Genomic DNA, 23,227 nt, shown 5'->3' on the forward strand with positions numbered 1-23,227 from the left:
ACTTTTGTAATTAGAACATCTCCATTTTATTACTTCGTAAACTGTTTTGAGTTATATCTTGTTTATTTGTTGATTAATCTATAATAATCTATTAAATGAGATATAAAGGACGTTTTCTTAAACAATTTAGCAATATATCAATTCAATTTAATCTATCGTTATATACCATTTCTAAACGTGTTATGTAGAATATTAGGTTGTGAAATGTATTGAACTTCTTTTATATAGTAATATTATCGTGGTGTTATTGTGGTGTAATTGTGGTTTGCTCAATTAATTTTAAAATATTGGTACAGCTTTTATGTATTAGTTTAATGTATATCGTCCAGAGTAATTTGCTAACACTAAAATGAAGTATCTGTTTCAGAAAACTGATGAAGGGGTCTGTCTGATATTAATTCTGAGTTCTTTATGTGAGGTAAGGTATTTATTTCAATTGTTATGAAAATCATTTTGTAATTGCTCTCAGGTATTTAGCTATTTTGTTACTTGTTTTTATGTTATAAAGGTGGTTTAATTCTTTATTTTCGTCATGGATGTGTCATGAAACATTTTAAATGTATTGAGTACACTTTATAGAATTTTGAGTAGTTTCAAATATAAAACGTTTTCGTTGTTGATATTGTAATAAATTAATGTGTAATTTTATAAAATCATATAAATAGAGTTATAGTTTTAGTTATTTATTAAACGATATGGCTACTTTAAGCTAAATTGCTATATTTATGCAAAAATATTATATATGAAAATTAATGCATGTCCAAGTTGTGGGTCTAATCAGTTTGTTAAGGCCGGTATAGTTAACGATAGACAACGTTACAAGTGCAAAAAATGTAGTTACTACTTTACTGTTAATAAACTAGGTAAGCAAATAGACGATTATTATGTAAATAAATCGTTACAGCTATACCTAGAGGGTTTAACCTATAGAGAAATTGAACGTATTCTGGGGATATCTCATGTGACAATTATGAATTGGGTTAAAAAGTACAATATCAAAAGACCTTATAATTCAGAGTATCATCCTACGTATAAGATAATTAACGGGTCAGAGTTGTCTAATTATTTTAAAGATCCTAGTATTTTAAAAGGTGCTGGAGTTATTATTACCGAGCTAGGAGATAAGTTTATGCTTATAAAATGGGAACGTTTTAGGGATTAGATATACTAAATAAACAAAAATATATAATATTTTTTTATTAATCCGAAAATAGTGAGAAGTTCGTACTGCACACAAAATCAATTTTAATAGTAGTACAATTTAAAACAAATCACTATGAGGAAACTATTTCTTCTTATGAGTGTTGTTGTGTTATATTCAGCACAGTTACATTCACAAGCATCACCTTATTACAAAGGTGGTTTAAAAGTAAATTTCGGGGATGATGGTAAAAAATATCTTCGAATGATTTCTTGGGCACAGTTTCAAGCAACGTATTCAGATGATGTACCTGAGGACCAAAGTAACACCAATTTTATGGTTAGGCGAGCAAGGGTTTTAATGTTTGCTCAAATCAATGAGAAGTTTTTAATACTTACTCATTTTGGACTTAACAGTTTAAACAGTAATACCATGAGTCCGACTGGTAAATCAGAGGGTTCTCAATTATTTTTCCATGATGTTTGGGCTCAGTACAATGTGGCACCAGACCATGTAGTTGGGGGGGGATTACATTATTTTAATGGTATTTCAAGATTAAATAACCAAAGTACCTTAAATATGTTAAGTCTTGATAATAACAGACAATCTTGGTCTACTTTAGGTTTATCAGATCAATTTGCAAGACATATAGGAGTGTTTGCAAAAGGAAAATTTAACAAGTTACAATATCGTGTATCAATAAACGATGCTATTACAACAGGATTAGATACCAGAGATGCATTAACTGGTCAAGCTGTATATGGCGGTAAAAGATTACTAGGATCTAAAGATGCCGGTAAAACATATTCAGGGTATTTCGATTTTAATTTCTTTGATCAGGAATCTAACTTTTTACCCTTTAAAGTGGGAACCTATTTAGGAGGAAAAAAAGTATTCAATGTGGGAGCCGGATTCTTTTTACATCCTAAAGGTTCTGTGATTATGGATGGAACCGAACTAAAAGGGGAAGATGTTCAAATTTTTGCTGTTGATGCATTTTATGATACACCACTTGGTAGCAACGGAAGTGCACTTACAGCATATGCAACCTTTCAATCTAACGATTATGGTACCAATTATTTATACAGTGCATACGGTACTGGTAGTATGGTTTACGGGCACTTAGGATATGTGGTGCCAGGTAATGTTGATAAAACTCGTTTTCAACCTTATGTAACTTATGCTTCTAACAGTTATGACGCTGTAGATGATAACCGTAATGTTTTTGGTATTGGTGCCAATGCTTACTTAAGTGGTAATAACTCTAAATTGACGTTAGAGTACCAAAACCAAAATTTTGGAGATACCAAAACCGGTACGCTTACCTTACAAGCAATGATTTACTTATAAAATTTAAAAACTAACACATTATGACTGACAAGCAAAAAGCTATCGCATATTGGAAGGAAAACCTAAAATACCTAACCATCTTATTAGTTGTTTGGTTTTTAGCTTCCTACGGGGCGGGAATTTTATTTAAAGATGCTCTTAATGAAATAAGTTTAGGAGGGTTTAAACTAGGTTTCTGGTTTGCTCAACAAGGATCTATCTATGTATTTGTAATATTAATATTCGTATACGTAAGATTGATGAATAAATTAGATGAAAAATACGGGTATAACGAATAACCCTTACTTAACAACCTTTAAAAAATATTATTATGAGTGTACAATTTTGGACATGGTTATTAGTAGGGATTACATTCGCCCTATATTTTGGAATCGCAATTTGGGCTAGAGCTGGCTCAACAAAAGAATTTTATGTAGCCGGAGGTGGTGTTTCTCCAATGGCTAACGGAATGGCTACCGCAGCCGATTGGATGAGTGCGGCGTCATTTATATCTATGGCAGGATTAATATCTTTTATGGGATATGATGGTTCTGTATTTTTAATGGGATGGACCGGTGGTTATGTGCTCTTGGCATTGCTCTTGGCACCTTATCTAAGAAAATTTGGAAAATTTACAGTACCTGCTTTTATTGGCGATAGATATTATTCTAATACTGCAAGAACGGTAGCTGTTATTTGTGCTTTACTTGTATCTTTTACCTATGTTGCTGGGCAAATGCGTGGTGTTGGTATTGTTTTCTCTCAATTCTTACAAGTAGATATTAATTTAGGAGTAGTTATAGGAATGGCTGTAGTACTTATATTTTCGTTCTTAGGAGGTATGAAGGGTATTACCTATACACAAGTAGCTCAATATTGTGTTTTGATGTTTGCTTTCTTAGTTCCTGCAATTTTTATCTCATTACAAATGACAGGAAACCCAATTCCGCAAATAGGAATGGGAGGTAAGGTACAAGACGGAACTTATTTATTAGAGAAATTAGATAATTTACATACTGAATTAGGATTTAAAGAATATACAGATGGGTCTAAATCTACCTGGGATGTATTTGCTATTACTCTTGCCTTAATGGCGGGTACAGCAGGATTACCACACGTAATTGTACGTTTCTTTACAGTACCTAAGGTTAAAGATGCTAGAAAATCTGCTGGGTTGGCACTTTTATTTATCGCTTTCTTATATACAACAGCACCTGCAGTGGCTGTATTTGCAAGAACCAATTTAATTGAAACTGTAAGAGATAAAGAGTATGCTAATATGCCAGAATGGTTTAAAAACTGGGAAAATACCGGTTTAATAGCATGGAGTGATAAAAACAATGATGGTAAAATACAGTATAATGCAGACGGAAGCGCTATTGATGGTAAAAAACCTGCTTTTGCTGCAGAAAGAGGAACACATGGAGAACGCTTAGTTAGTAATCCGGGAGCTGGAGAGAATGAATTATATGTAGATAGAGATATTATGGTGTTAGCAAACCCAGAGATTGCCAACCTACCTAATTGGGTAATTGGTTTAGTTGCAGCCGGTGGTTTAGCAGCAGCATTATCTACAGCAGCAGGATTGTTATTGGTGATTTCTACATCGATTTCGCACGATTTAATTAAGAAACAATTAAAACCAGACATTTCTGAAAAAGGTGAATTATTAGCGGCAAGAATAGCCATTTTTGTAGCTATCATCATTGCAGGTTTATTCGGTATTTATCCTCCAGGTTTTGTGGCAGCAGTAGTAGCGCTCGCCTTTGGTTTAGGTGCTGCATCTTTCTTCCCTGCTATTGTTTTAGGAGTATTTGATAAGCGAATGAATAAAGAAGGAGCTATATCAGGTATGGTGGTAGGTATTGGATTAATGTTGTTTTATATGATTAGATATAAAACCGGATTGATTGGAGTGATGGAGCCTAGACCTGCCAGTGAATGGTGGTTTGGTACTTCGCCAGAAGGATTTGGAACCGTTGCAATGTGTGTAAACGTTGTAATATCATTAGTGGTTTCAAGATTAACTAAACCTACACCAGAACATGTACAAGAAATAGTTGAAAATATTAGAATTCCAAGTGGAGCAGGTGAGGCACATTCTCACTAGCATTTGTATTTGTTGGTCTGAAACAGTGTTGTGTATGCAACACTGTTTTTTTGTATATTTAAATTCATGAAAAAAAGACATGCGCAAAAGTTGGTAGTATCAGCCATTATTATGGCTTTGTTACTAAATATGCCCTTAATTTTAACCTATAATAAGGAAGGGGCCATATTTGGAATTCCCTATTTATATTTGGGTATTTTCTCACTCTGGATACTTTCTATTGTAATTTCTTTTGTGATCATTAAACGACATTATGAATAATTATATACTCATTACCATTATAATAACGTATTTGGTAATGCTTTTTTTTATAGCCTTTTGGGCTGAGAAGAATGCGAAAAGTAAATGGATTAATAATCCTATTGTATATACACTTTCTTTAGGTGTTTTTTGTTCTGCTTGGACTTACTACGGAAGTGTAGGTGTTGCAGCTACGGAGGGAGCCACTTTTTTACCCACCTATTTAGGGCCTGTGATTGCTTCTCCTATTTTCATAATGCTCTTACGGAAAATTATGCGAATTTCTAAACACCAAAGAGTAGCTTCTATAGCAGATTTTATTTCCTTAAGATATGGTAATAATAGATTTATTGGTGCTTTGGTTACGGTTACCTGCGTAATTGCCATTTTGCCATATATCTCTCTGCAATTGAAGGCTATATCTGAAACTTTTGAAATTATAACCTCTGGAAATGTTACGGTTGATAATTCCGGATCTATTTTCTCAGATTCCACTTTTTATATTGCAGTTTTGCTAGCTGTTTTCGCTACATTTTTTGGTACACAGACTACCGATACTACCGATAAACATATTGGTATTGTGGCTTCTGTGGCATTTGAATCTATTATTAAGTTATTATTCTTCCTTATCATAGGAGTTTATGTTACCTATTTTGTTTTTGATGGAACCGAAGATATTTACAATCAGTTTTCAGCAATTGCCGATATTGAAAAGTTTACCACATTTCCTGATATTTATGGAGGTTTCAATTGGTTTTATATGACTGTTATCTCATTTGTGGCGGTCTTTTTATTACCAAGACAGTTTCAGATGATGGTAGTAGAAAACGATCGAGAGCGTTATTTAAAATATGCAATTTGGTTGTTCCCATTATACTTGTTATTATTTAACGTATTTGTAATTTTTATAGCATGGGGAGGTAATGTTGAGCTTGGTGATACGGTAAATTCAGAATATTACACGCTTTTACTTCCTTTAAAGAATAACAATATTGTTTTATCTCTTTTAGTGTTCTTAGGCGGATTTTCTGCTGTAATTTCTATGGTAGTGGTATCTACTATAGCATTGTCTACTATGTTAAGTAATAACGTAATTATACCTTATGGATATTTAGAGGTGTTTAGAAATAGAGATACCGAACGTAACAATAAGTATATTAAGAACATACGTAGACTAGCAATATTTTCGCTTATTGTAGTAGCATATTTGTTTTATATTAATTTTTCTAAGCAACTTTCTTTATTTTCTATAGGCTATATATCGTTTGTAATTGTAGCACAACTAGCACCATCTTTATTTATAGGTTTGTATTGGAATAGGGGAGCTGCTAGAGGCGTTGTTGCAGGTATTGTAGCTGGGTTGTTAGTAGTTTTCTATACATTGATACTACCTGTGATATTAGATGGAATACTCAACATTAATAGTTTTGTTTCAGAAGGTCCGTTTGGCATTACTTTGTTTAAGCCTTATGCGTTTTTGGGAATTGATTTTCTTAACCCAATTGCACATGCATTTTTTTGGAGTATGTTTTTTAATATAGCAGCATACCTAACGTTTTCATTGGTAGGTAGCGGAAACTATAGAGAGCGTAACTATGCCGAGATGTTTGTGCGTAGTAGTAATTACAGCGATTTGCAAGAAGGTGCTTATGTTTGGAGAGGAGAGGCGTACATATCAGATATCAAACGAATTTTAGAGCGATTTTTGGGTAGTGAAAAGACAGAACGAGCATTTGATTTGTTTTATAAAAAATACGATATACCAAAAGATACTGTAATGGCAGATGCTAAATTGATTAATTTTTCTGAGAAATTATTAATTGGTAGCATCGGGAGTTCATCGGCGCGAATCTTAATAAGTAATGTTGTTAAAGAAGAGCCAGTGAGTTTAGCAGAAGTATTGCAGATACTAGAAGAAAGTAAGGAAACTATAATTACGAATAAATTTTTAAAGGAGAAATCTGCACAGTTAACAGTGCTCACAGCTGAATTAAAAAATGCAAATGAGGAGTTAATTTTTCAGGATAAACAAAAGGATGAATTTTTAGATACGGTAGCACATGAGTTAAAAACTCCTATCACAGCAATAAAAGCATCTGCAGAGATTGTAATGGACGATGATGAAATGGATAATGAAATTCGTTTGCAATTTTTAAACAATATTGTAGAAGACTCTGAGCGCTTATCTAGATTAATACATAATATTTTAGATATAGAGAAATTATCTACAGGTAGAGAAAAGCTTGATATTAAGGAATGTGACATTTCTGAAACCATAGAAAAGGCAATTCATTTTGTGACAGCCGAGGTTAATTCGAAAAAAGTTAGTATCTTTAATTCAACTACTGCTATAAAATTAAAATATGATGAAGACCGTTTGATACAGGTGTTCACCAATTTATTATCAAATGCCTTAAAATTTGTTGATGAGAATACCGGAGAAATAAAGGTAATGCTAGAGGCGTTTCCTAAACATGTGTTAATTTATATAGAAGATAACGGAAAAGGTATTCCTAAAGAAGATTTTAATTATATATTTGATAAGTTTTATCAATCAAAAAACCAAAATACCAAGAAACCTCAGGGTAGCGGATTTGGTTTAGCTATTTGTAAACATATAGTAGAAAGTCACGGCGGAGCCATTTGGGCTTATGAAAATGTAGAAAAAGGTGCTAAATTTGTAGTTAAACTTCCGAGATGAAGAAAGTATTAATAGTAGACGACGAGCCAAATATTGTAATGTCTTTGGAATATACACTAAAAAGGAATAACTTTGAGGTGTTTATTGCTAGAGATGGCAGTGAAGCTTTAGAGATACTTAAAACCAATATACCAGATTTAGTGTTGTTAGATATAATGATGCCAGAGGTAGATGGTTACGAAACTTTAAAGAGAATTAGACTAGAAGAAAAACTGAACAATACAAAAGTTGTTTTTCTTTCAGCCAAAAATAAAGCATCTGATATAGAAAAAGGGTTAGCATTAGGTGCTGCTAAATATATAACCAAACCTTTTTCAATTAAAAAAATAGTTTCTGATATAAATGAGCTACTAAATTAAAGTTGGTTTTGTGTGCAAAAAAAGCCAGTGTTTAATTTAAGTTAGTATCAATATGAAAATCAGATTAAGTCCGTTAGCTTCAGATATTGTTATCAGTATCTACGTAGCAGCCACTCTATTGCTTCGTTTGAAGTTTGAGAACCAAACGGCTGTAGATCCTCTTACCTCCATTTTAATTGGTTTATCCTTTGTTGTAATGCTTTGGGTATTAATCAAGTTGCGTTTTTTAAATCCAAATTGGTTTGGACTGTTTAACCCTAAAAAAGCAAAATGATGAACTACAAAGATTTTTACCAAAATAGTATTCAGAATCCTGAAGAATTCTGGAAAGAACAAGCAAACCAATTAACGTGGTATGATTTTCCTAGTACCATTCTTTCAAAAGATGCTTATAACTACGATCAGTGGTTTGCAGATGGTAAATTGAATATGAGTTATCTATGTATAGATAAACATATTCAGGATGGTTACGGAGATCAGGTGGCTATAATCTATGATTCTCCTGTTACTAATACAAAACAGAAATATACCTATAATGATATGAAATCGGAAGTAGGTAGGCTAGCTGGGGCATTAAAAAAACTTGGTTTAGAAAAAGGCGATACTGCTATTATTTACATGCCTATGATACCACAGGCGATGTTCTCAATGTTAGCGTGCGCAAGAATTGGGGTTATACATTCAGTTGTTTTTGGTGGTTTTGCTCCGCATGAGCTTGCTATACGTATAGATGATTGTAAACCTAAAATTATACTAACTGCTTCTAGCGGTATAGAGGTTGATAGAATTATACCTTACAAACCATATGTAGATAAAGCAATAACACTTTCTACGCATAAACCAGAAAACGTTGTAGTTTATAAGCGTCATTTAGGAGCCGATGTTCCAGATCAGCCTTATGACCTAGATTACAAATCATTAGTACGTACTGCAGATATTGCTTCACCAATTTCTGTTCCTTCAACACATCCGTTGTATATTTTGTATACTTCTGGAACTACTGGTAGACCAAAAGGAATTATTAGAGATACCGGTGGGTATGCTACCGCTTTAAAATTCTCTATGAAATATGTATATGGAGTAGCACAAGATGAAATTTTCTGGGCAGCTAGTGATGTAGGTTGGGTAGTAGGGCATAGTTATATAGTATATGGTCCGTTAGTAAATAGAAACACTACCGTAATTTTTGAAGGAAAACCTATTAGAACACCTGATGCCTCTACCTTTTGGAGAGTAATTAGTGAATATGGTGTGAGTGTTATGTTTACTGCACCTACAGCTATTAGAGCCATCAAAAAAGAAGATCCGCAAGGAAACTTTATTAAGGAGTTTGATTTATCTAGCTTAAAGTATCAGTTTTTAGCGGGTGAACGTTGTGATGCGGCTACCTTAAACTGGTTGCAGCAACAATTAAACATTCCAGTAATAGACCACTGGTGGCAAACAGAGTCTGGTTGGCCTATGCTGTCTAATATGGCTGGTGTAGAATTAGCTGATGTTAAGCCAGGTTCAGCTACATTTCCTGTTTGTGGTTATGATATTAGAGTATTAAACGACGAAGGTGTACAAGTAGACGCTAGTACTGAAGGATATGTTGCCGTGAAGTTGCCTTTACCTCCTGGTACCCTTCAAAACATTTGGGGCAATCCTGAAAGGTTTCAAGAGGGTTATCTAAAACCTTTTAAAGGCTATTATTTTTCTGGGGATGGTGGTTACATAGATGAAGACGGCTATGTATTTATTACCGGAAGGGTAGATGATATTATTAATGTGGCGGGTCATAGACTTTCAACGGCTGAAATGGAAGAAGTAGTAGCTTCTCATAACTCGGTAGCAGAATGTGCTGTGATTGGCGTACATGACGATTTAAAAGGACAAATACCCATTGCACTTGCTGTAACAAAGTCTGATAATCTATTAGCAGAATCTGTTATACAAGAAGAAATTGTAAAGGATGTGCGCGCTGTAATTGGAGCGGTGGCATCTTTAAGAATGGTTTTAATAGTAGACAGGCTACCAAAAACAAGATCTGGTAAAATTCTTAGAAAACTTTTAAGAAGTATTGCAGATGATAAAGAATTTTCTGTACCTTCTACCATTGATGACCCAAACATTATCAACGAAATACAACTAGCATTCAAAACACATAAAGTAGGCATTAATTAATTTAACACAACAACATGAGTAATTATCATATTAAACATTTAGAAGAGTATTTTCAAGTATACCGTAAATCTGTGAGAGACCCAGAACGATTCTGGGAAGAGGTTGCGGAAGAACATTTTGTTTGGAGAAAACGTTGGAGTAATGTTTTGTCTTGGGACTTTGCAAAACCAGAAGTAAAATGGTTTGAAGGAGCAGAATTAAATATTACCGAAAACTGTTTAGATAGACATTTAAGAACGCATGGTGAGCAAACTGCTATTTTATTTGAGCCGAATAGCCCCGATGAAGAAGCACAGCATATTACCTATAATGCCTTATTTGAAAAGGTAAATAAAATGGCAAATGTGCTAAAAGCTCAAGGGATAGAAAAAGGGGATAGAGTTTGTATTTATTTACCCATGATTCCTGAACTAGCTATTGCTTTATTAGCGTGTGCCCGTATTGGTGCAGTACATTCAGTTGTATTTGCTGGGTTTTCTGCAAAGGCATTGGCTACCAGAATAAACGATGCGTCTTGTAAAATGGTAATTACATCAGATGGGTCTTACCGTGGTGCTAAAACTTTAGATTTAAAAGCTATTGTAGATGAGGCACTTTTATCATGTGAGACTATTGAGAAAGTATTGTTAGTTGAAAGAACTAAAAATAAGGTTACACTAAAAGAAGGAAGAGACCTTTGGATTCAACCTTTATTAGATGAGGCGGATGGATTCTGTGAAGCTGTTTCTATGAATGCAGAAGATCCTTTATTTATTTTATATACTTCTGGTTCTACAGGTAAACCAAAAGGTATGGTGCATACTACCGGTGGTTACATGGTGTATACGGCATATACGTTTAAAAATATTTTTCAATATAGAGAAGGAGATATATACTGGTGTACAGCAGATATAGGATGGATTACCGGGCATAGCTATATAGTATATGGTCCGTTAGCTAATGGAGGTACAACTGTAATGTTTGAGGGTGTACCTAGTTATCCGGATTTTAGTAGATTCTGGGAAATTGTAGAAAAACATAAAATAACACATTTATATACGGCACCAACAGCTATTAGAGCTTTGGCTAAAGAAAATATTGAGTATGTAGAGAAATGTGATTTATCATCGTTAAAAGTACTGGGGTCAGTTGGTGAACCAATTAACGAGGAAGCTTGGCACTGGTATAACGATAATGTAGGTAAAAATAAGAGTCCGATTGTAGATACCTGGTGGCAAACAGAAACTGGTGGTATTATGATTTCGCCAATCCCTTTTGTAACACCAACAAAACCAACGTATGCTACGTTACCTTTTATTGGTATTCAACCAGCATTAATGGATGAAAATGCACAAGAATTAAAAGGGAACCAAGTAGAAGGTAGGTTATGTATTAAATATCCTTGGCCATCTATGGCACGAACCATTTGGGGAGATCACGACCGTTACCGAGATACCTATTTCTCTGCTTATGCCAATATGTATTTTACAGGAGATGGTGCTATGAGAGATGAAGTAGGTTATTATAGAATTACGGGTAGAGTAGATGATGTAATTATAGTTTCTGGACACAACCTTGGTACAGCACCAATTGAAGATGCTATTAACGAACACCAGGCTGTAGCAGAATCTGCAATTGTAGGATTCCCTCACGAAGTGAAAGGTAATGCATTATATGGTTATGTAATCTTAAAAGAATATGGAGAATCAAGAAACTTTGATAATCTTAAGAAAGAGATTAACCAGCAAATTGCTGATAAGATTGGACCAATTGCAAAATTAGATAAGATTCAATTTGTACCAGGATTACCAAAAACGCGTTCTGGTAAGATTATGAGAAGAATTTTACGTAAAATTGCAAGTAAAGATACAAGTAACTTAGGAGATACCAGTACATTACTGAATCCTGAGGTAGTAAAAGAAATTATGGATAATGCTCTATAATGTTATGTTAGTTAGTTTTACTGAAGGCGCTTTGAAAAAAGCGCCTTTTTAACTTTATAGAATATCTTTTATTTTTTCGGGTGGTCTGCCTACTACTGCTTTGTTGCCATTAATTACAATAGGGCGTTCAATTAGTTTAGGATTTTCTACCATTATAGTAATGAGTTCATCATCAGTAAAAGTTTTCCCCTTATAATTTTCTTTCCAAATGGCCTCGTTGGTTCTTATTAACTCTGAGGGTTTATATCCTAATTTATTTAGAATTTCTTTAAGCTCGGTTTCTGTTGGTGGAGTATCTAAATACTTTACAATTTCAAACTCTTGGTTACTTTCTTCTACAAGTTTTAAGCCTTCTCTAGATTTTCCGCAACGGGCATTGTGATATATGGTAATCATGTGTTTTATCTTTAATTTGTTACAAAGATAGGCAATGATTATTTTTTGGTTGTTTATCTTTTACTGGATAATAGAGATTCAACATTTAGTGTGCATGAATGTATTCAACTAGCTTGTTTAATTGGGTATCGTTACCATGTAATACTTGTGCTTCATCTTCTGGAATATAAATATCTGGTTGGGTTCCGTTGCCATCCAAGGTTAAACCGTTTCGTTGAAATGAGAGCATGGTAGAAACTTTTACTCTTATATTAGAATTCTTTAAATATATTTTTTTTGAGTTGCCACTAGAGCCATCCGTAGTAACCCCCACTATAGTAACATTAGGAAGTTCTTTAAAGGCACTTGTAAAAACAGTAGCAGCACTAAAGCTGCGTTCGTTAACTAATATATAAACAGGTTTAGTGTAGTTAGTATTTCCACTTTTTAAGATCATATAATGAGGTTTACTAAATTTTGTAATATCAAAGTTTCTTTGAAAACGATATTTGCTTAAGAACGTATCAATAGCGTTTCTATCCAATTCAGTTATAGTTTCTGAGCCATACATATTTAGATATCTATAGGACATTGATTTGTAGAAATCCTTTTCTTCATCAGTTCTTAAGTAGGCAATATTAGCTACCCAAGGGCTTTCTGTTTTAGGAATTATATAATTTCCTATGTTGTTGATGAGTTCTCTCCCTCCACCTGGGTTAAAACGTATATCAATAATTAATGCCTTTGTATTTTTAAAGTTTATAAATGTATCATCTATAAATTTTTCTAATTCTTTATTGTCGCTAGAATGATACATTTTTGGAATGGTTAAATACCCAATTTGATTATCTATTATTTTGCTCATATTGGTAAAGTTTGAGTTTTCAATTTCTTTAGATAAATCATACATAGCAAGCTGTTGTTTAGAAGTATAGTTGTATTGTTTATTGTTTAACTCAACTATAGCTAAGCTATCTGTTTTACCATTGGTAAATACTACTTTAATTTTTTTGGGTAAGGCTATATTATTTTTAAAATAAAGTTCCCCTAGGTTTTGTAATTCAGTGACACCCCTTCTAAATTTAGCTTCTTTAGGTGCTAGTTTGGCTTTGTAAGACATTGAATCTATAAGATTATGAACGGGAATATTGTTAATAGATTTTAAGTAAGGAAAGTTATTACTTAAGTATTCATATTCACTGTTTGTTTTTTTTAGCACAATAATAGAATCATGCAAAGGGGCTAGTGTATAGGGTAATTGTAGACTGTAAGTTGGTATTTTCTTTTTATCCAGAAACTCATTTTTAACGCTAGCATGTCTATCTCCAATAGAAGCCATAATTTTTGCTAGTTCGTGGGTGAGAAAATTAACGTCTATCTTTTCTTTTTTACTAGATATTTTATGTTTAAGATTATTGATGGCCGAAGTATAATCAAAAGTTGAAAGATGAATATATGAGGATTTAGTAGTAAGTATTTCTTCAAATTCATTAATATCTTCTAAAGCTTGGACGGCAGTTATATGCGTTATAGCTTTTTGTTTAGAGGGATGTTGGTTATTATATTTTAAAACCTTTTGTCTGTTTTCAAAGTTATAGGTTCCTGTTACCTTTATAGTTTTAGTACTGTCTGATAAAATAAGCAATACCTTTTTTTCAGGAGGTGTTCCTAATTCGGTTAGTATTTCTACTAAATCTTCTGAAAAACGTTTTTTCCATTTGCTGCCGTATTCTTTTCTACAAAATGCTAATAATTCTTCAGTAGTGTAGGTGTCTAGCTTTTCTAATGTATACCAATGGTTTTCAAATAATACTATGGGGGTGTTTTTTTCCCATTTTACAGCTGTAAATGGAGAGGCTTTTTCCATTTCTAATTTTTGACTATAGCCCCTTACAAGAATTAAACATAGCATTAGTGCTAAATAATAAGTTTTCATTGTTTTTTGATTTTAAATTCTGAGTGAACTTATTTTTAATAGCAGAAATGTAAAAATGTTATCGACAAACCTAGTGTCTGATCAGATGACTGTGTAGTACTACTAGACTTAGCTGAATATGATTTTTCTATATTTACGTTATAAAATTTTAAGCAGCTTATTGTATGATTCAATTTTCAGGAAAGGTTACCAAATTGCTAAAACTCTTGTTTCATATAGGGTTTCTAGGAATTATAGGAACCCAATTGTTAATGAGAGTATTTGATACCTTACCAGATAATTGGCTTTTTTTATTTACGAGTGATGCTTTCGAAAATTTTATATGTGTAAGCATTGTATATGTCCTTTACTATGTCATTTTTAGGTTTGATAACCTTGCAAAAAGAATAGCCTATACCGTATTTTTAATTCTGCCATTGATAGGGGTTGCTATTCTCAAAGATTATAGAATACATGGTGCAATAACTATAAACTATGCTTTTGGCTATTTTACAAGCCTTTTAGGGCAAGCTTTATTGTTTTATTTGCTATTGTATTTTATTAACAGGCTTGATGCATTGAATAAATACAAGAAAATGGAGAAAGAGTTAATAGAGACAAAAGAGCTATTAATGCGAAATCAATTACATCCTCATTTTTTGTTTAATGCGTTTAACTCTTTGTATAGTTTATCGCTTAAGAAAAAAGATGAGGTACCAGAGAATATTTTAAAATTGGCCGGAATGATGCGCTATATAACTGATGATATACAGCTTGATAAAGTACCTTTAAAAAAGGAAATTGATTTTATAGAGAAGTATATTGCGATAGAAAAAATACGTTTTGGGGAAGAGGCTTCTATTACGTTTACAATAGAAAACACCCTAACCTCTGATATTTTAATAGCTCCTTTTCTATTAATACCCTTGGTAGAAAATGCTTTTAAGCATGGGTTTTATACCAATGCTAAAGAAGCTTATGTACATATGAGTTTAAACATAACCGGTAACCAATTGTTATTTCTTGTAACTAATAGTGTTTTTAAAAAGCAGCATTTTCAAGAAAGTAATAGAGAAGGAAAAGGGTTAACTAATTTAAAACAGCGCTTGCAGACTTTGTATCCTAATCAATTTAGTTTGCATAGTAATAGTACAGCTAATAGTTACCAAGCCCAGTTAAAAATAGAAATATAAATGAATTTATATAAGGCCATAATTGTAGATGATGAACAATTAGCTATTGATGTTATTGCTCATTATTTAGATAGATTTTCTACTATAGAAATAGTAAAAACATTTAATAGTTCAGTAGCGGCATTTAATTATTTAAAGCTAACAAATACGATAGATTTAGTTTTTACAGATATTGCTATGCCTGAAATTTCAGGTATTGAGTTGGTAAAATTGCTTGAGGGAAAAACTAAGTTTATCATAACAACCTCTTACAGTGAGTACGCTGTAGAAAGTTTTGATTTAGATGTGATTGACTACTTGTTAAAACCAATTTCCTTTGAACGATTTACAAAGGCTATTCTTCGTTTTGAACATTCCAAAAAAGAAGAAGCAGTAGCGTTAATGCCTTCCTTTTTTGTAAAAGAAGGGGATGAGTATGTGAAAATTTTATTAGGCGATATAGATTATATACAAGGGCTTAAAGACTATGCTAAAATAGTAACTGGAAATAATTTTTGTTTGGCTTTAAAAACACTTAAATCTCTTGAAGTCAATTTAAAATCTTATGAGTTTATGAGAATTCATAAATCTTATATCGTTCCATTGTCTAAAATAAGCCAGTATAATGGTAAGTGTGTGCTAATTAATAATACGGAGATTCCAGTTGGAAATAACTATAGAGAGGGAGTGAAAAAGTACTTGAATAAGAATATGTTATGATATTGTAATAATGTTTTATTTTACTTAACTGGAGTAAGAGAAGGAATAATTGAACGTATTCCTGTTCCTGAAAATATTTTATGAATTAGTGCTTATTATAAGTCATGAATATTGTTTTATATTTAGAAAAACTTTGCTGTACCCACAGAACTACCGCTAAAAGAATTAAGTGAAATTCTTTTGATGGATAATTATGAATCGGTTTTAGGATGGAAGGATAATGACACCTTACTATCTGATAAAAGAAAGGAAATACAGGTATGAAGTTACCCAAAGGAATAACAGGATTTCTTAAATCAAGTGATGAAGAGTTACCGGAGATTGGTGAAAAATGGTTAAAAGAACAAATCTATTTATGTACTAGCGCCAAATATGTAGTGCACGAGATAACATTGCCTACCACCTCAACTAATTTTTATAAAGTAACGTTTGTAAATTCGGTTACAGGTAAACTTATTTTGATTTTAGTAAATGATACGTATCCGTTTTTTGCGGGTGTTACCGAAGATAGTTCCTGGATGCAAAATAATTTTATAGAGGTGCTGGATGATTTAAAAAATTGTCTAGAACCGAAGCTTACGTATTTATCTACTGAGCTATTAAATACAGAATTTGTAAATGATAATTTATCCGACTTAGGTAAAGAAGAATTAGCGCAAATTAAGTATTGGAAATGTAAGACATTTGGAGAGATTATATTTAATGAGTTTGATTAGAAAATTAAATCATATATCGTTACTAATTAATAACTATTGTTAGTCTTTTATAGAAACATCATTCATTTGTTTTTCAAAGTGTATAGGTACGGATAATTGAGGATATTGGGAAAATGGAAGGGAGTTTTGAATGAATGTTTAGAGTATAATAATTTTTTAGGTTTTGGTTTGTGGTTAAGGTAAATGGATTAAATTGTAGATAAAAATTATCATGACTAATCCATTAAGAGTAATAGCCGAAATTGACAAGAATATTAAAAAAAAGCGTTGGGAGTGTATGATTAGTCAGTGTACTTCTAATGCTATTAATTCTCATTTAATTCAACAAAATGGAGTGTTAAGTAATATAGCAGAGAAGGGACATCTTGTAGAATTAAAATTAAAGGATATTTATACATGGAAGCCTAATAGTTCTCCATTTGAATTTAAAAAAGTTGGAATAAACAATGCAATGTCACATAAAGTTTTTTGTAACCATCATGATACAAGTATTTTTAAATCAATTGAAAATAAGACTAAAAACTTAAATTCTTATGAATCGTTTGTCTTATTAAGTTATAGAGCAACTTGTTCAGAAATATTCAAAAAAAGAGTTGAAATAGAAAAGAACTTAAGACTTATTAATTCAACTAAACTTGGTAGGAAAATTGATAAATGTAGATTGCAGAAGTTTGTGAATGGCTTCGAACTTGGTATTGTGGATTTAGAAATATTAAAGAGGGAGTTAGAGAAAGAAATAGAATTAAAAGAAAATAGATATTCATACTATGCTTATAGCTATACAAAAATACCTGTATATGCATCTGCAATATTTAGTGCAACCGATTTAGATTATCCAGAAAAAGATGTAGATATAGATCTTTTGAATATATATGTTCATATTTTACCTTTAACAAATGAAACACTGATTTTAATCGGATATCACAACGGTTTTTCTTCTAGTGATATAAAGGCATATTGTAAGTCATGGGCTAATTTATCAAGGGAGGAATTAGAAGTTAAGCTTTCGGAATTATTCATTTTATATATTGAAAATTGGGGTATTTCGCCTGATTTTTTTCAAAGAATTAGTAATCAGAATAAAGTTAAATATCTGAATCTACTACAAGAAAGTATTCACTCGTATGGAATTTCGAAGAGAGTTGATTTTAATTTTTTTAAAATATAGTCATCAAAGAAATTAGAACAAATGTAAAACCTCTCGCTCCCGCTAGTGGAGTTTCAGTATATAGTTATCTCACTCTTACGGCCACTGGCATGATGCCAGCGGTAGTGGGGAGAAGTTATATTTAATGGGTTTGATTGATAATATAAATGATAAAAAATGAAAGTACTTTGGTGTTGGAGGTGTAAAAAGGATATTCCTATGTTGGATGAGGATGAGTATGACAAAGCATCTGAACTTTATAAAGAAGGATTTAGAAATATTAAGGCTAAGACAAGTCGTGAAGAACGTTTTAAAACGTTATTAGATTACTATGAGAAAATTACCGGATTTAAAGAAACCGAACCCGCCGCTATTATGCACCATCGTATATCGCAATACGGACCACCTTGTGAAGTATGCGGTAAACCTTACCGTACACCTCAAGCGTCCTTTTGTGCTGCTTGTGGTAATAAACATTAGAAAAACAAAAAGCAGCCAATTGGCTGCTTTTTGTTTATGAAGTTATATGGGTTTAACTTTCTTCTTCTTTTTGCCCCATCATCATAAGGAATCCTTTTAAGAAGTCGTCAATGTTACCATTCATGACCGAATCTACATCGGTAGATTCAATTCCGGTACGTACATCTTTTACAAGCTTATAAGGTTGCATAACGTAATTACGTATTTGCGATCCCCATTCAATTTTCATTTTGCCAGCTTCAATATCGGCACGGGCTTCCAAACGTTTTTTAAGCTCAATCTCGTATAACTGAGAACGTAACATTTGCATAGCACGGTCGCGGTTATCGTGCTGCGATCGGGTTTCAGAACATGAAATTTGTATTCCGGTAGGTTTGTGTACTAATTGTACTTTGGTTTCTACCTTGTTTACATTTTGTCCACCGGCACCACTGGAACGGGCTGTGGTAATCTCAATATCTGCCGGGTTAATGTTAATCTCAATAGTATCATCTACTAACGGATACACATATACCGATGCAAATGATGTATGGCGTTTTCCATTACTATCAAAAGGAGAAATACGTACCAAACGGTGTACACCATTTTCACCTTTCAAATATCCAAAGGCAAATTCACCTTCAATTTCTAAAGTAACGGTTTTAATACCAGCAACATCACCTTCTTGGTAGTTAAGCTCTTTTATTTTATACCCATTTTTCTCGCTCCACATTAAGTACATACGCATTAGCATAGAAGCCCAATCACAACTTTCGGTACCACCGGCACCTGCAGTAATTTGTAATACGGCACTCATACTATCACCTTCTTCAGATAGCATGTTTCTAAATTCTATGTTTTCTATGTGTTCAGAAGCTTTTTGGTATTGCTCTTCTACGTCAGAGGCTTCTGCTTCATCCTCTTTGTAAAACTCGTAAAGCACTTCTAAATCGCTCACTAAAGTTTGGGCTTTTTCATAATCTTCTACCCATTTTTTTTGGCTTCGTAAAGTTTGCATAAGTGCCTCTGCTTCTTTTGGGTTATCCCAAAAGTCTGGAGCAAAAGTTTTTTCTTCTTCGTTTTGAATTTCTATTCGTTTGGCATCAATGTCAAAGATACCTCCTTAACGCACCAAGGCGTTCAACAAGATCTTTTACTTGTTCAGTAGTGACCATAAATTATTAATTTTTTACCAAAGGTAGCATAAATTTTACCTTTTCAGAAAATTAAAATCTATTGCTGGTGGTTTACTTCAACCGTATATTTGGTAAAATTGTTTCCTGAGGAATATACTATACCTTTTAATGGCGGACAATCGTTATAATCTTTACCATGAGCTACCTTAATATGGTTATGGTTGGCTACTAAATTGTTAGTACTATCAAAGCCTACCCAACCTATTTCAGGTATGTATAATTCTGTCCAGGCATGCATTTGCATGTCACCTAAAAAACCGTCTCCTTGGTGTAAGTAGCCAGACACATAGCGCGCTGGTACTTGGTTAACTCTGGCAACGGCACACATAAGATGTGTATAATCTTGGCAAACTCCCTCTTTGTTTTCTAAAATGGTTGGTAAGGTAGTGTTGGTGTTAGTAACGCCAGTTTTAAAAGTAATAAAATTATGAATGAAGGTATTAAGAGCAATACAATTTTCAAAAACAGATTTAGACTGCTCAAACTTAAATAAGTCTTCACTTATTTTAGGAAGTATAGTTAGTGCAGTATTTTTTAAGTAAGCTTCAAACTCTACTCTAAAGGGCAAACTAGATAACAATTCATAGTCTAGTGAATTGTCTAAGGGTAGGGTGAAGTCAAACGGGTTTACTTCTCTCTTGGTAAGTTTAAATTCCGCTTCGAAAACAATATCTTTAAAAGGCTTTTTGCAATGTATTCTAGAAGTTGTAAAGCCTAAACCATTAACAGATTCTTCAATCCTTGCATTTACCGAAGTGGTAAATTTTTCGGTAATCAGTTTTTGGGTACTGTTGTTTTCAGGGGTTACTAAAAATTGCCAATACGCCTCAAATACAGGGGTTTCATAATGATTTTCAGATCTGTATTTTATGGTATAATCATACTTCATTTTCAAAAATTGGGAAGCCAAAAATACTATAAAAAGCCGTAGGTTGTAAGCAGTTACACATAGAAATACTCATTTTCTAGTTTAAAACCAATACTAAATAATAATTGCGATGTTTTTTCTATAAAGTTTTGTACGTTAATTTGTATTTCTTCAATAGTTTTAAATTCATATTCCGCTCTCATTTTTCCTATTAGAAAGGCAGGGGAGTCTTTATCGAAAATTTTAGCATTATCAATGGTACAAATATTTGTATAGATTTGATTAAGGCTGTTCATTACCGATCTAGGACAACTAGGATTTAAGATTAAAAACTCAAGCGTAGATAATTGAGTAGGAGACTTTTTATAAAGTCTACGCATCATATCATAAGATTCAGCACATTTAAGAAGCGTGGTCCACTCGTAACTATTTTTAACTGGGTTTGCATAACCACCTATTGCTTTGTGCGCATCGTCAAACTTAGTTTTTATAATTCTAATAATTTGTGTGGCTCTCTCTATGTTAATCCCTAACATAATAAGTGCATAAATTTCGTCGTGTAATAGGGTACCTCTTATTTTTCCTCTTAAAATCGCGGTATGTTCTGTAATGGTAGAGGTAAAGTCATACAACCCACTTTTTACTAATACATCAGAGGGATAATTCATTACATGGTGATAAAATTTATTAATAGACTCATAGAATTCTGTAGAAATTAAATCTCTAGAGCTATTGGCATTTTCACGAGCATTTTTAACGCTGTTTAGTATAGAATATGTTTTTTCACTATTAAGTCCAACATTGAATAAAACAGTTTCTTCTTCTAAAGTATCATTAATAAACATGGTTTCACCTACCATCTGATAAATAGATTGTAGCACAAACTGTCTTGATTGCGATAGTTTATTAGGAGCATCTAACGATGAAAAATAGTTTACTTTTAAAAAACGGGCGGTATGTTCGGCTCTTTCTATATAGCGTCCCATCCAATATAGATTGTTGGCAACTCTGGCTAGCATAGGTTTATTTATTTTTTAATATCCATGTATCTTTAGATCCACCTCCTTGCGAAGAATTTACTATTAGATTGCCCTTTTTAAGAGCAACTCTAGTGAGGCCTCCTTTCAGTACAAAGTCTTTCTGGTTACCTAATAGGGTAAAGGTTCTAAGGTCTACATGTCGTTGTTCAAATGAGTTTTCGTCTTCTATAAAAGTTGCGTGTACAGATAAAGACATAATAGGTTGCGCAATATATTTTCTAGGTTCTTTTTTAATAACTTCTTGTACCTGTTTAATTTCTTCTTTGGTAAGTTTATTACCAATAGAAATTCCATAACCGCCAGCCTCGTCTACAGGTTTTATTACAAGCTTATCAATATTTTCTAAAACATATTTTAAATCATCTTCTCTACTACAATGGTAGGTATGTACATTTTTTAAAATGGGTTCTTCATCTAAATAATATTTTATAATATCTGGCATGTAGGTATAGATGGCTTTATCATCTGCTACACCAGTTCCAGGTGCATTAACTATGGTTACGTTTCCTTTTTTGTAGGCTGCAAATAATCCGGGAACACCAATAGCAGAGTCACTTCTAAATTCTAAAGGATCTAGAAAAGTATCATCTATTCTTCGGTAAATGACATCTACACGTTTAGGCCCTGAAATTGTTTTCATATACACAAAATCATTCTCAACAAAAAGGTCTCTACCCTCTACCAGTTCAATACCAATGGTTTTAGCTAGGTAAGAATGCTCGTAATAAGCAGAATTATAAATACCAGGGGTAATTACCACAACAGTAGGAATATCTACACCGTTTGGTTTTACGCTTTCTAATATTTCTAATAAATTTTCTGCATAGTCTGTAACGGTGTGAATATCGTAATGATTAAAAACACCAAATAAAGCTTTCTTTAAAGCATTTCTATTACACATAACATAACTTACACCCGATGGACACCTGATATTGTCTTCAAGCACATAATAATGACCATCTGAGTGTTTGATAAGGTCTGTACCAGAAATATGATTATAAATACCACCAGGTGGATCTATACCCATCATAGATTGTAGATAGTTAGAAGAGGAACTAATTAAATCTAAAGGAACAATTCCTTCTTTTATAATTTTCTTATCATGATACACATCATGCAGAAAAAGGTTCAAGGCTTTAGAACGCTGTAATACTCCCTTTTCAATGGTTTCCCATTCGGTTGCATCTATAATGCGAGGGAATAAGTCAAAAGGGAAAATTTTTTCTTGTGCCTTGGCATCACTGTAAACCTGAAAGGTAATACCTTGATTAAAAAAAGTAGCTTTTGCTTTTTCATTTAAAGTACCAAAATCGTTACTTGAAAGTCCACTGTAGAGTTCAAAAAGCTTTTTGTAGACGTCTCTTACCTCATCATTTTCATCAAAAATTTCATCGTAGAGCGCATCTTTCTTTTCATAAGAAGAAAAGATTGGGTTTGCAGTATTTTTAATCATAAGGTTGTTTTGTTCTAAATTATATATTTAATAGGGAAAATACTATGATAAAATGATAATAATTTAACTTTAAAATTATGATTTACATAACTTTATATGGTTTGCGTTTTTTGTGAAATATTCATAAGTATTTTATAGAGCACTCTTTTTGTTATTAATTTGCACCCTTAAAAAATCTACGTTCCCAAATAATAATAG

The 23,227-nt window shown here is 32.7% G+C and carries 21 protein-coding genes; 15 read left to right on the forward strand and 6 right to left on the reverse strand.

The window, feature by feature from the left end; all coding sequences use genetic code 11:
• The first annotated feature begins 742 nt into the window (after positions 1-742).
• The 10 genes from Y10_RS07560 (at position 743) to acs (ending at position 11,968) form a co-directional block, all read left to right on the forward strand.
• Positions 743-1,162 carry an IS1/IS1595 family N-terminal zinc-binding domain-containing protein gene (locus Y10_RS07560; protein WP_281764780.1) on the forward strand — a complete coding sequence of 140 codons (420 nt, stop codon included), beginning with the start codon at positions 743-745 and terminating at the stop codon, positions 1,160-1,162.
• Positions 1,163-1,276: 114 nt separating this feature from the next.
• Positions 1,277-2,491 carry a hypothetical protein gene (locus Y10_RS07565; RefSeq protein WP_281764781.1) on the forward strand — a complete coding sequence of 405 codons (1,215 nt, stop codon included), beginning with the start codon at positions 1,277-1,279 and terminating at the stop codon, positions 2,489-2,491.
• Positions 2,492-2,511: 20 nt separating this feature from the next.
• Positions 2,512-2,769: a DUF4212 domain-containing protein gene (locus tag Y10_RS07570; protein WP_281764782.1), complete on the forward strand. Its 258-nt coding sequence runs from the start codon at positions 2,512-2,514 to the stop codon at positions 2,767-2,769.
• Between the two features lie 32 nt (positions 2,770-2,801).
• Positions 2,802-4,580 (forward strand): sodium:solute symporter family protein, encoded by a 1,779-nt coding sequence (locus tag Y10_RS07575; RefSeq protein ID WP_281764783.1) that lies wholly within the window; start codon positions 2,802-2,804, stop codon positions 4,578-4,580.
• 66 nt (positions 4,581-4,646) lie between these two features.
• Complete coding sequence (locus Y10_RS07580; RefSeq protein ID WP_281764784.1) at positions 4,647-4,841, forward strand: hypothetical protein; 195 nt, start codon at positions 4,647-4,649, stop codon at positions 4,839-4,841.
• Positions 4,834-7,521 carry an ATP-binding protein gene (locus tag Y10_RS07585; RefSeq protein WP_281764785.1) on the forward strand — a complete coding sequence of 896 codons (2,688 nt, stop codon included), beginning with the start codon at positions 4,834-4,836 and terminating at the stop codon, positions 7,519-7,521. The genes Y10_RS07580 and Y10_RS07585 overlap by 8 nt, the downstream gene beginning before the upstream one ends.
• Positions 7,518-7,880, forward strand: coding sequence for a response regulator transcription factor (locus Y10_RS07590; RefSeq protein ID WP_281764786.1), 363 nt, complete (start codon positions 7,518-7,520; stop codon positions 7,878-7,880). Before Y10_RS07585 ends, Y10_RS07590 begins: the two co-directional genes overlap by 4 nt.
• Positions 7,881-7,932: 52 nt before the next feature.
• Positions 7,933-8,154 carry a hypothetical protein gene (locus tag Y10_RS07595; protein WP_281764787.1) on the forward strand — a complete coding sequence of 74 codons (222 nt, stop codon included), beginning with the start codon at positions 7,933-7,935 and terminating at the stop codon, positions 8,152-8,154.
• Positions 8,154-10,046 (forward strand): acetate--CoA ligase, encoded by a 1,893-nt coding sequence (locus tag Y10_RS07600; RefSeq protein ID WP_281765688.1) that lies wholly within the window; start codon positions 8,154-8,156, stop codon positions 10,044-10,046. Before Y10_RS07595 ends, Y10_RS07600 begins: the two co-directional genes overlap by 1 nt.
• Positions 10,047-10,060: 14 nt before the next feature.
• Positions 10,061-11,968, forward strand: a complete 1,908-nt coding sequence (gene acs / locus Y10_RS07605) for an acetate--CoA ligase (protein WP_281764788.1) — start codon at positions 10,061-10,063, stop codon at positions 11,966-11,968.
• 54 nt (positions 11,969-12,022) lie between these two features.
• Here the strand turns inward: acs and arsC are convergent, their stop codons facing one another.
• Positions 12,023-12,364 (reverse strand): arsenate reductase (glutaredoxin), encoded by a 342-nt coding sequence (arsC, locus tag Y10_RS07610; RefSeq protein ID WP_281764789.1) that lies wholly within the window; start codon positions 12,362-12,364, stop codon positions 12,023-12,025.
• A gap of 85 nt (positions 12,365-12,449) precedes the next feature.
• Positions 12,450-14,279: a S41 family peptidase gene (locus tag Y10_RS07615; RefSeq protein WP_281764790.1), complete on the reverse strand. Its 1,830-nt coding sequence runs from the start codon at positions 14,277-14,279 to the stop codon at positions 12,450-12,452.
• Positions 14,280-14,443: 164 nt separating this feature from the next.
• On the opposite strand from Y10_RS07615, the gene Y10_RS07620 reads away from it, so the two are divergent.
• From Y10_RS07620 to Y10_RS07640, 5 genes are all read left to right on the forward strand, one after another.
• Complete coding sequence (locus Y10_RS07620; protein ID WP_281764791.1) at positions 14,444-15,451, forward strand: sensor histidine kinase; 1,008 nt, start codon at positions 14,444-14,446, stop codon at positions 15,449-15,451.
• A complete protein-coding gene (locus Y10_RS07625) occupies positions 15,452-16,150 on the forward strand; it encodes a LytR/AlgR family response regulator transcription factor (RefSeq protein WP_281764792.1) in 699 nt (232 codons plus the stop codon).
• 260 nt (positions 16,151-16,410) lie between these two features.
• A complete protein-coding gene (locus Y10_RS07630) occupies positions 16,411-16,866 on the forward strand; it encodes a hypothetical protein (protein ID WP_281764793.1) in 456 nt (151 codons plus the stop codon).
• Positions 16,867-17,077: 211 nt separating this feature from the next.
• Complete coding sequence (locus tag Y10_RS07635) at positions 17,078-18,034, forward strand: hypothetical protein (RefSeq protein ID WP_281764794.1); 957 nt, start codon at positions 17,078-17,080, stop codon at positions 18,032-18,034.
• A 156-nt stretch (positions 18,035-18,190) separates the two neighbouring features.
• Positions 18,191-18,493, forward strand: coding sequence for a hypothetical protein (locus tag Y10_RS07640; protein ID WP_281764795.1), 303 nt, complete (start codon positions 18,191-18,193; stop codon positions 18,491-18,493).
• A gap of 52 nt (positions 18,494-18,545) precedes the next feature.
• Here the strand turns inward: Y10_RS07640 and prfB are convergent.
• From prfB to Y10_RS07660, 4 genes are all read right to left on the reverse strand, one after another.
• Positions 18,546-19,647, reverse strand: a protein-coding gene (gene prfB / locus Y10_RS07645; protein ID WP_281764796.1) for a peptide chain release factor 2 whose coding sequence is annotated in 2 segments (ribosomal slippage) — positions 18,546-19,583 and positions 19,585-19,647 — 1,101 coding nt in all. Because the reading frame shifts where the segments join, the coding sequence is not laid out codon by codon here.
• 58 nt (positions 19,648-19,705) lie between these two features.
• Positions 19,706-20,557 carry a transglutaminase-like domain-containing protein gene (locus Y10_RS07650; protein ID WP_281764797.1) on the reverse strand — a complete coding sequence of 284 codons (852 nt, stop codon included), beginning with the start codon at positions 20,555-20,557 and terminating at the stop codon, positions 19,706-19,708.
• A 53-nt stretch (positions 20,558-20,610) separates the two neighbouring features.
• Positions 20,611-21,555 (reverse strand): alpha-E domain-containing protein, encoded by a 945-nt coding sequence (locus Y10_RS07655; RefSeq protein WP_281764798.1) that lies wholly within the window; start codon positions 21,553-21,555, stop codon positions 20,611-20,613.
• A gap of 4 nt (positions 21,556-21,559) precedes the next feature.
• Positions 21,560-23,029: a circularly permuted type 2 ATP-grasp protein gene (locus Y10_RS07660; protein WP_281764799.1), complete on the reverse strand. Its 1,470-nt coding sequence runs from the start codon at positions 23,027-23,029 to the stop codon at positions 21,560-21,562.
• Positions 23,030-23,227 lie beyond the last annotated feature (198 nt).

The organism is Neptunitalea lumnitzerae, assembly GCF_027924185.1.
GTDB lineage: Bacteria > Bacteroidota > Bacteroidia > Flavobacteriales > Flavobacteriaceae > Neptunitalea > Neptunitalea lumnitzerae.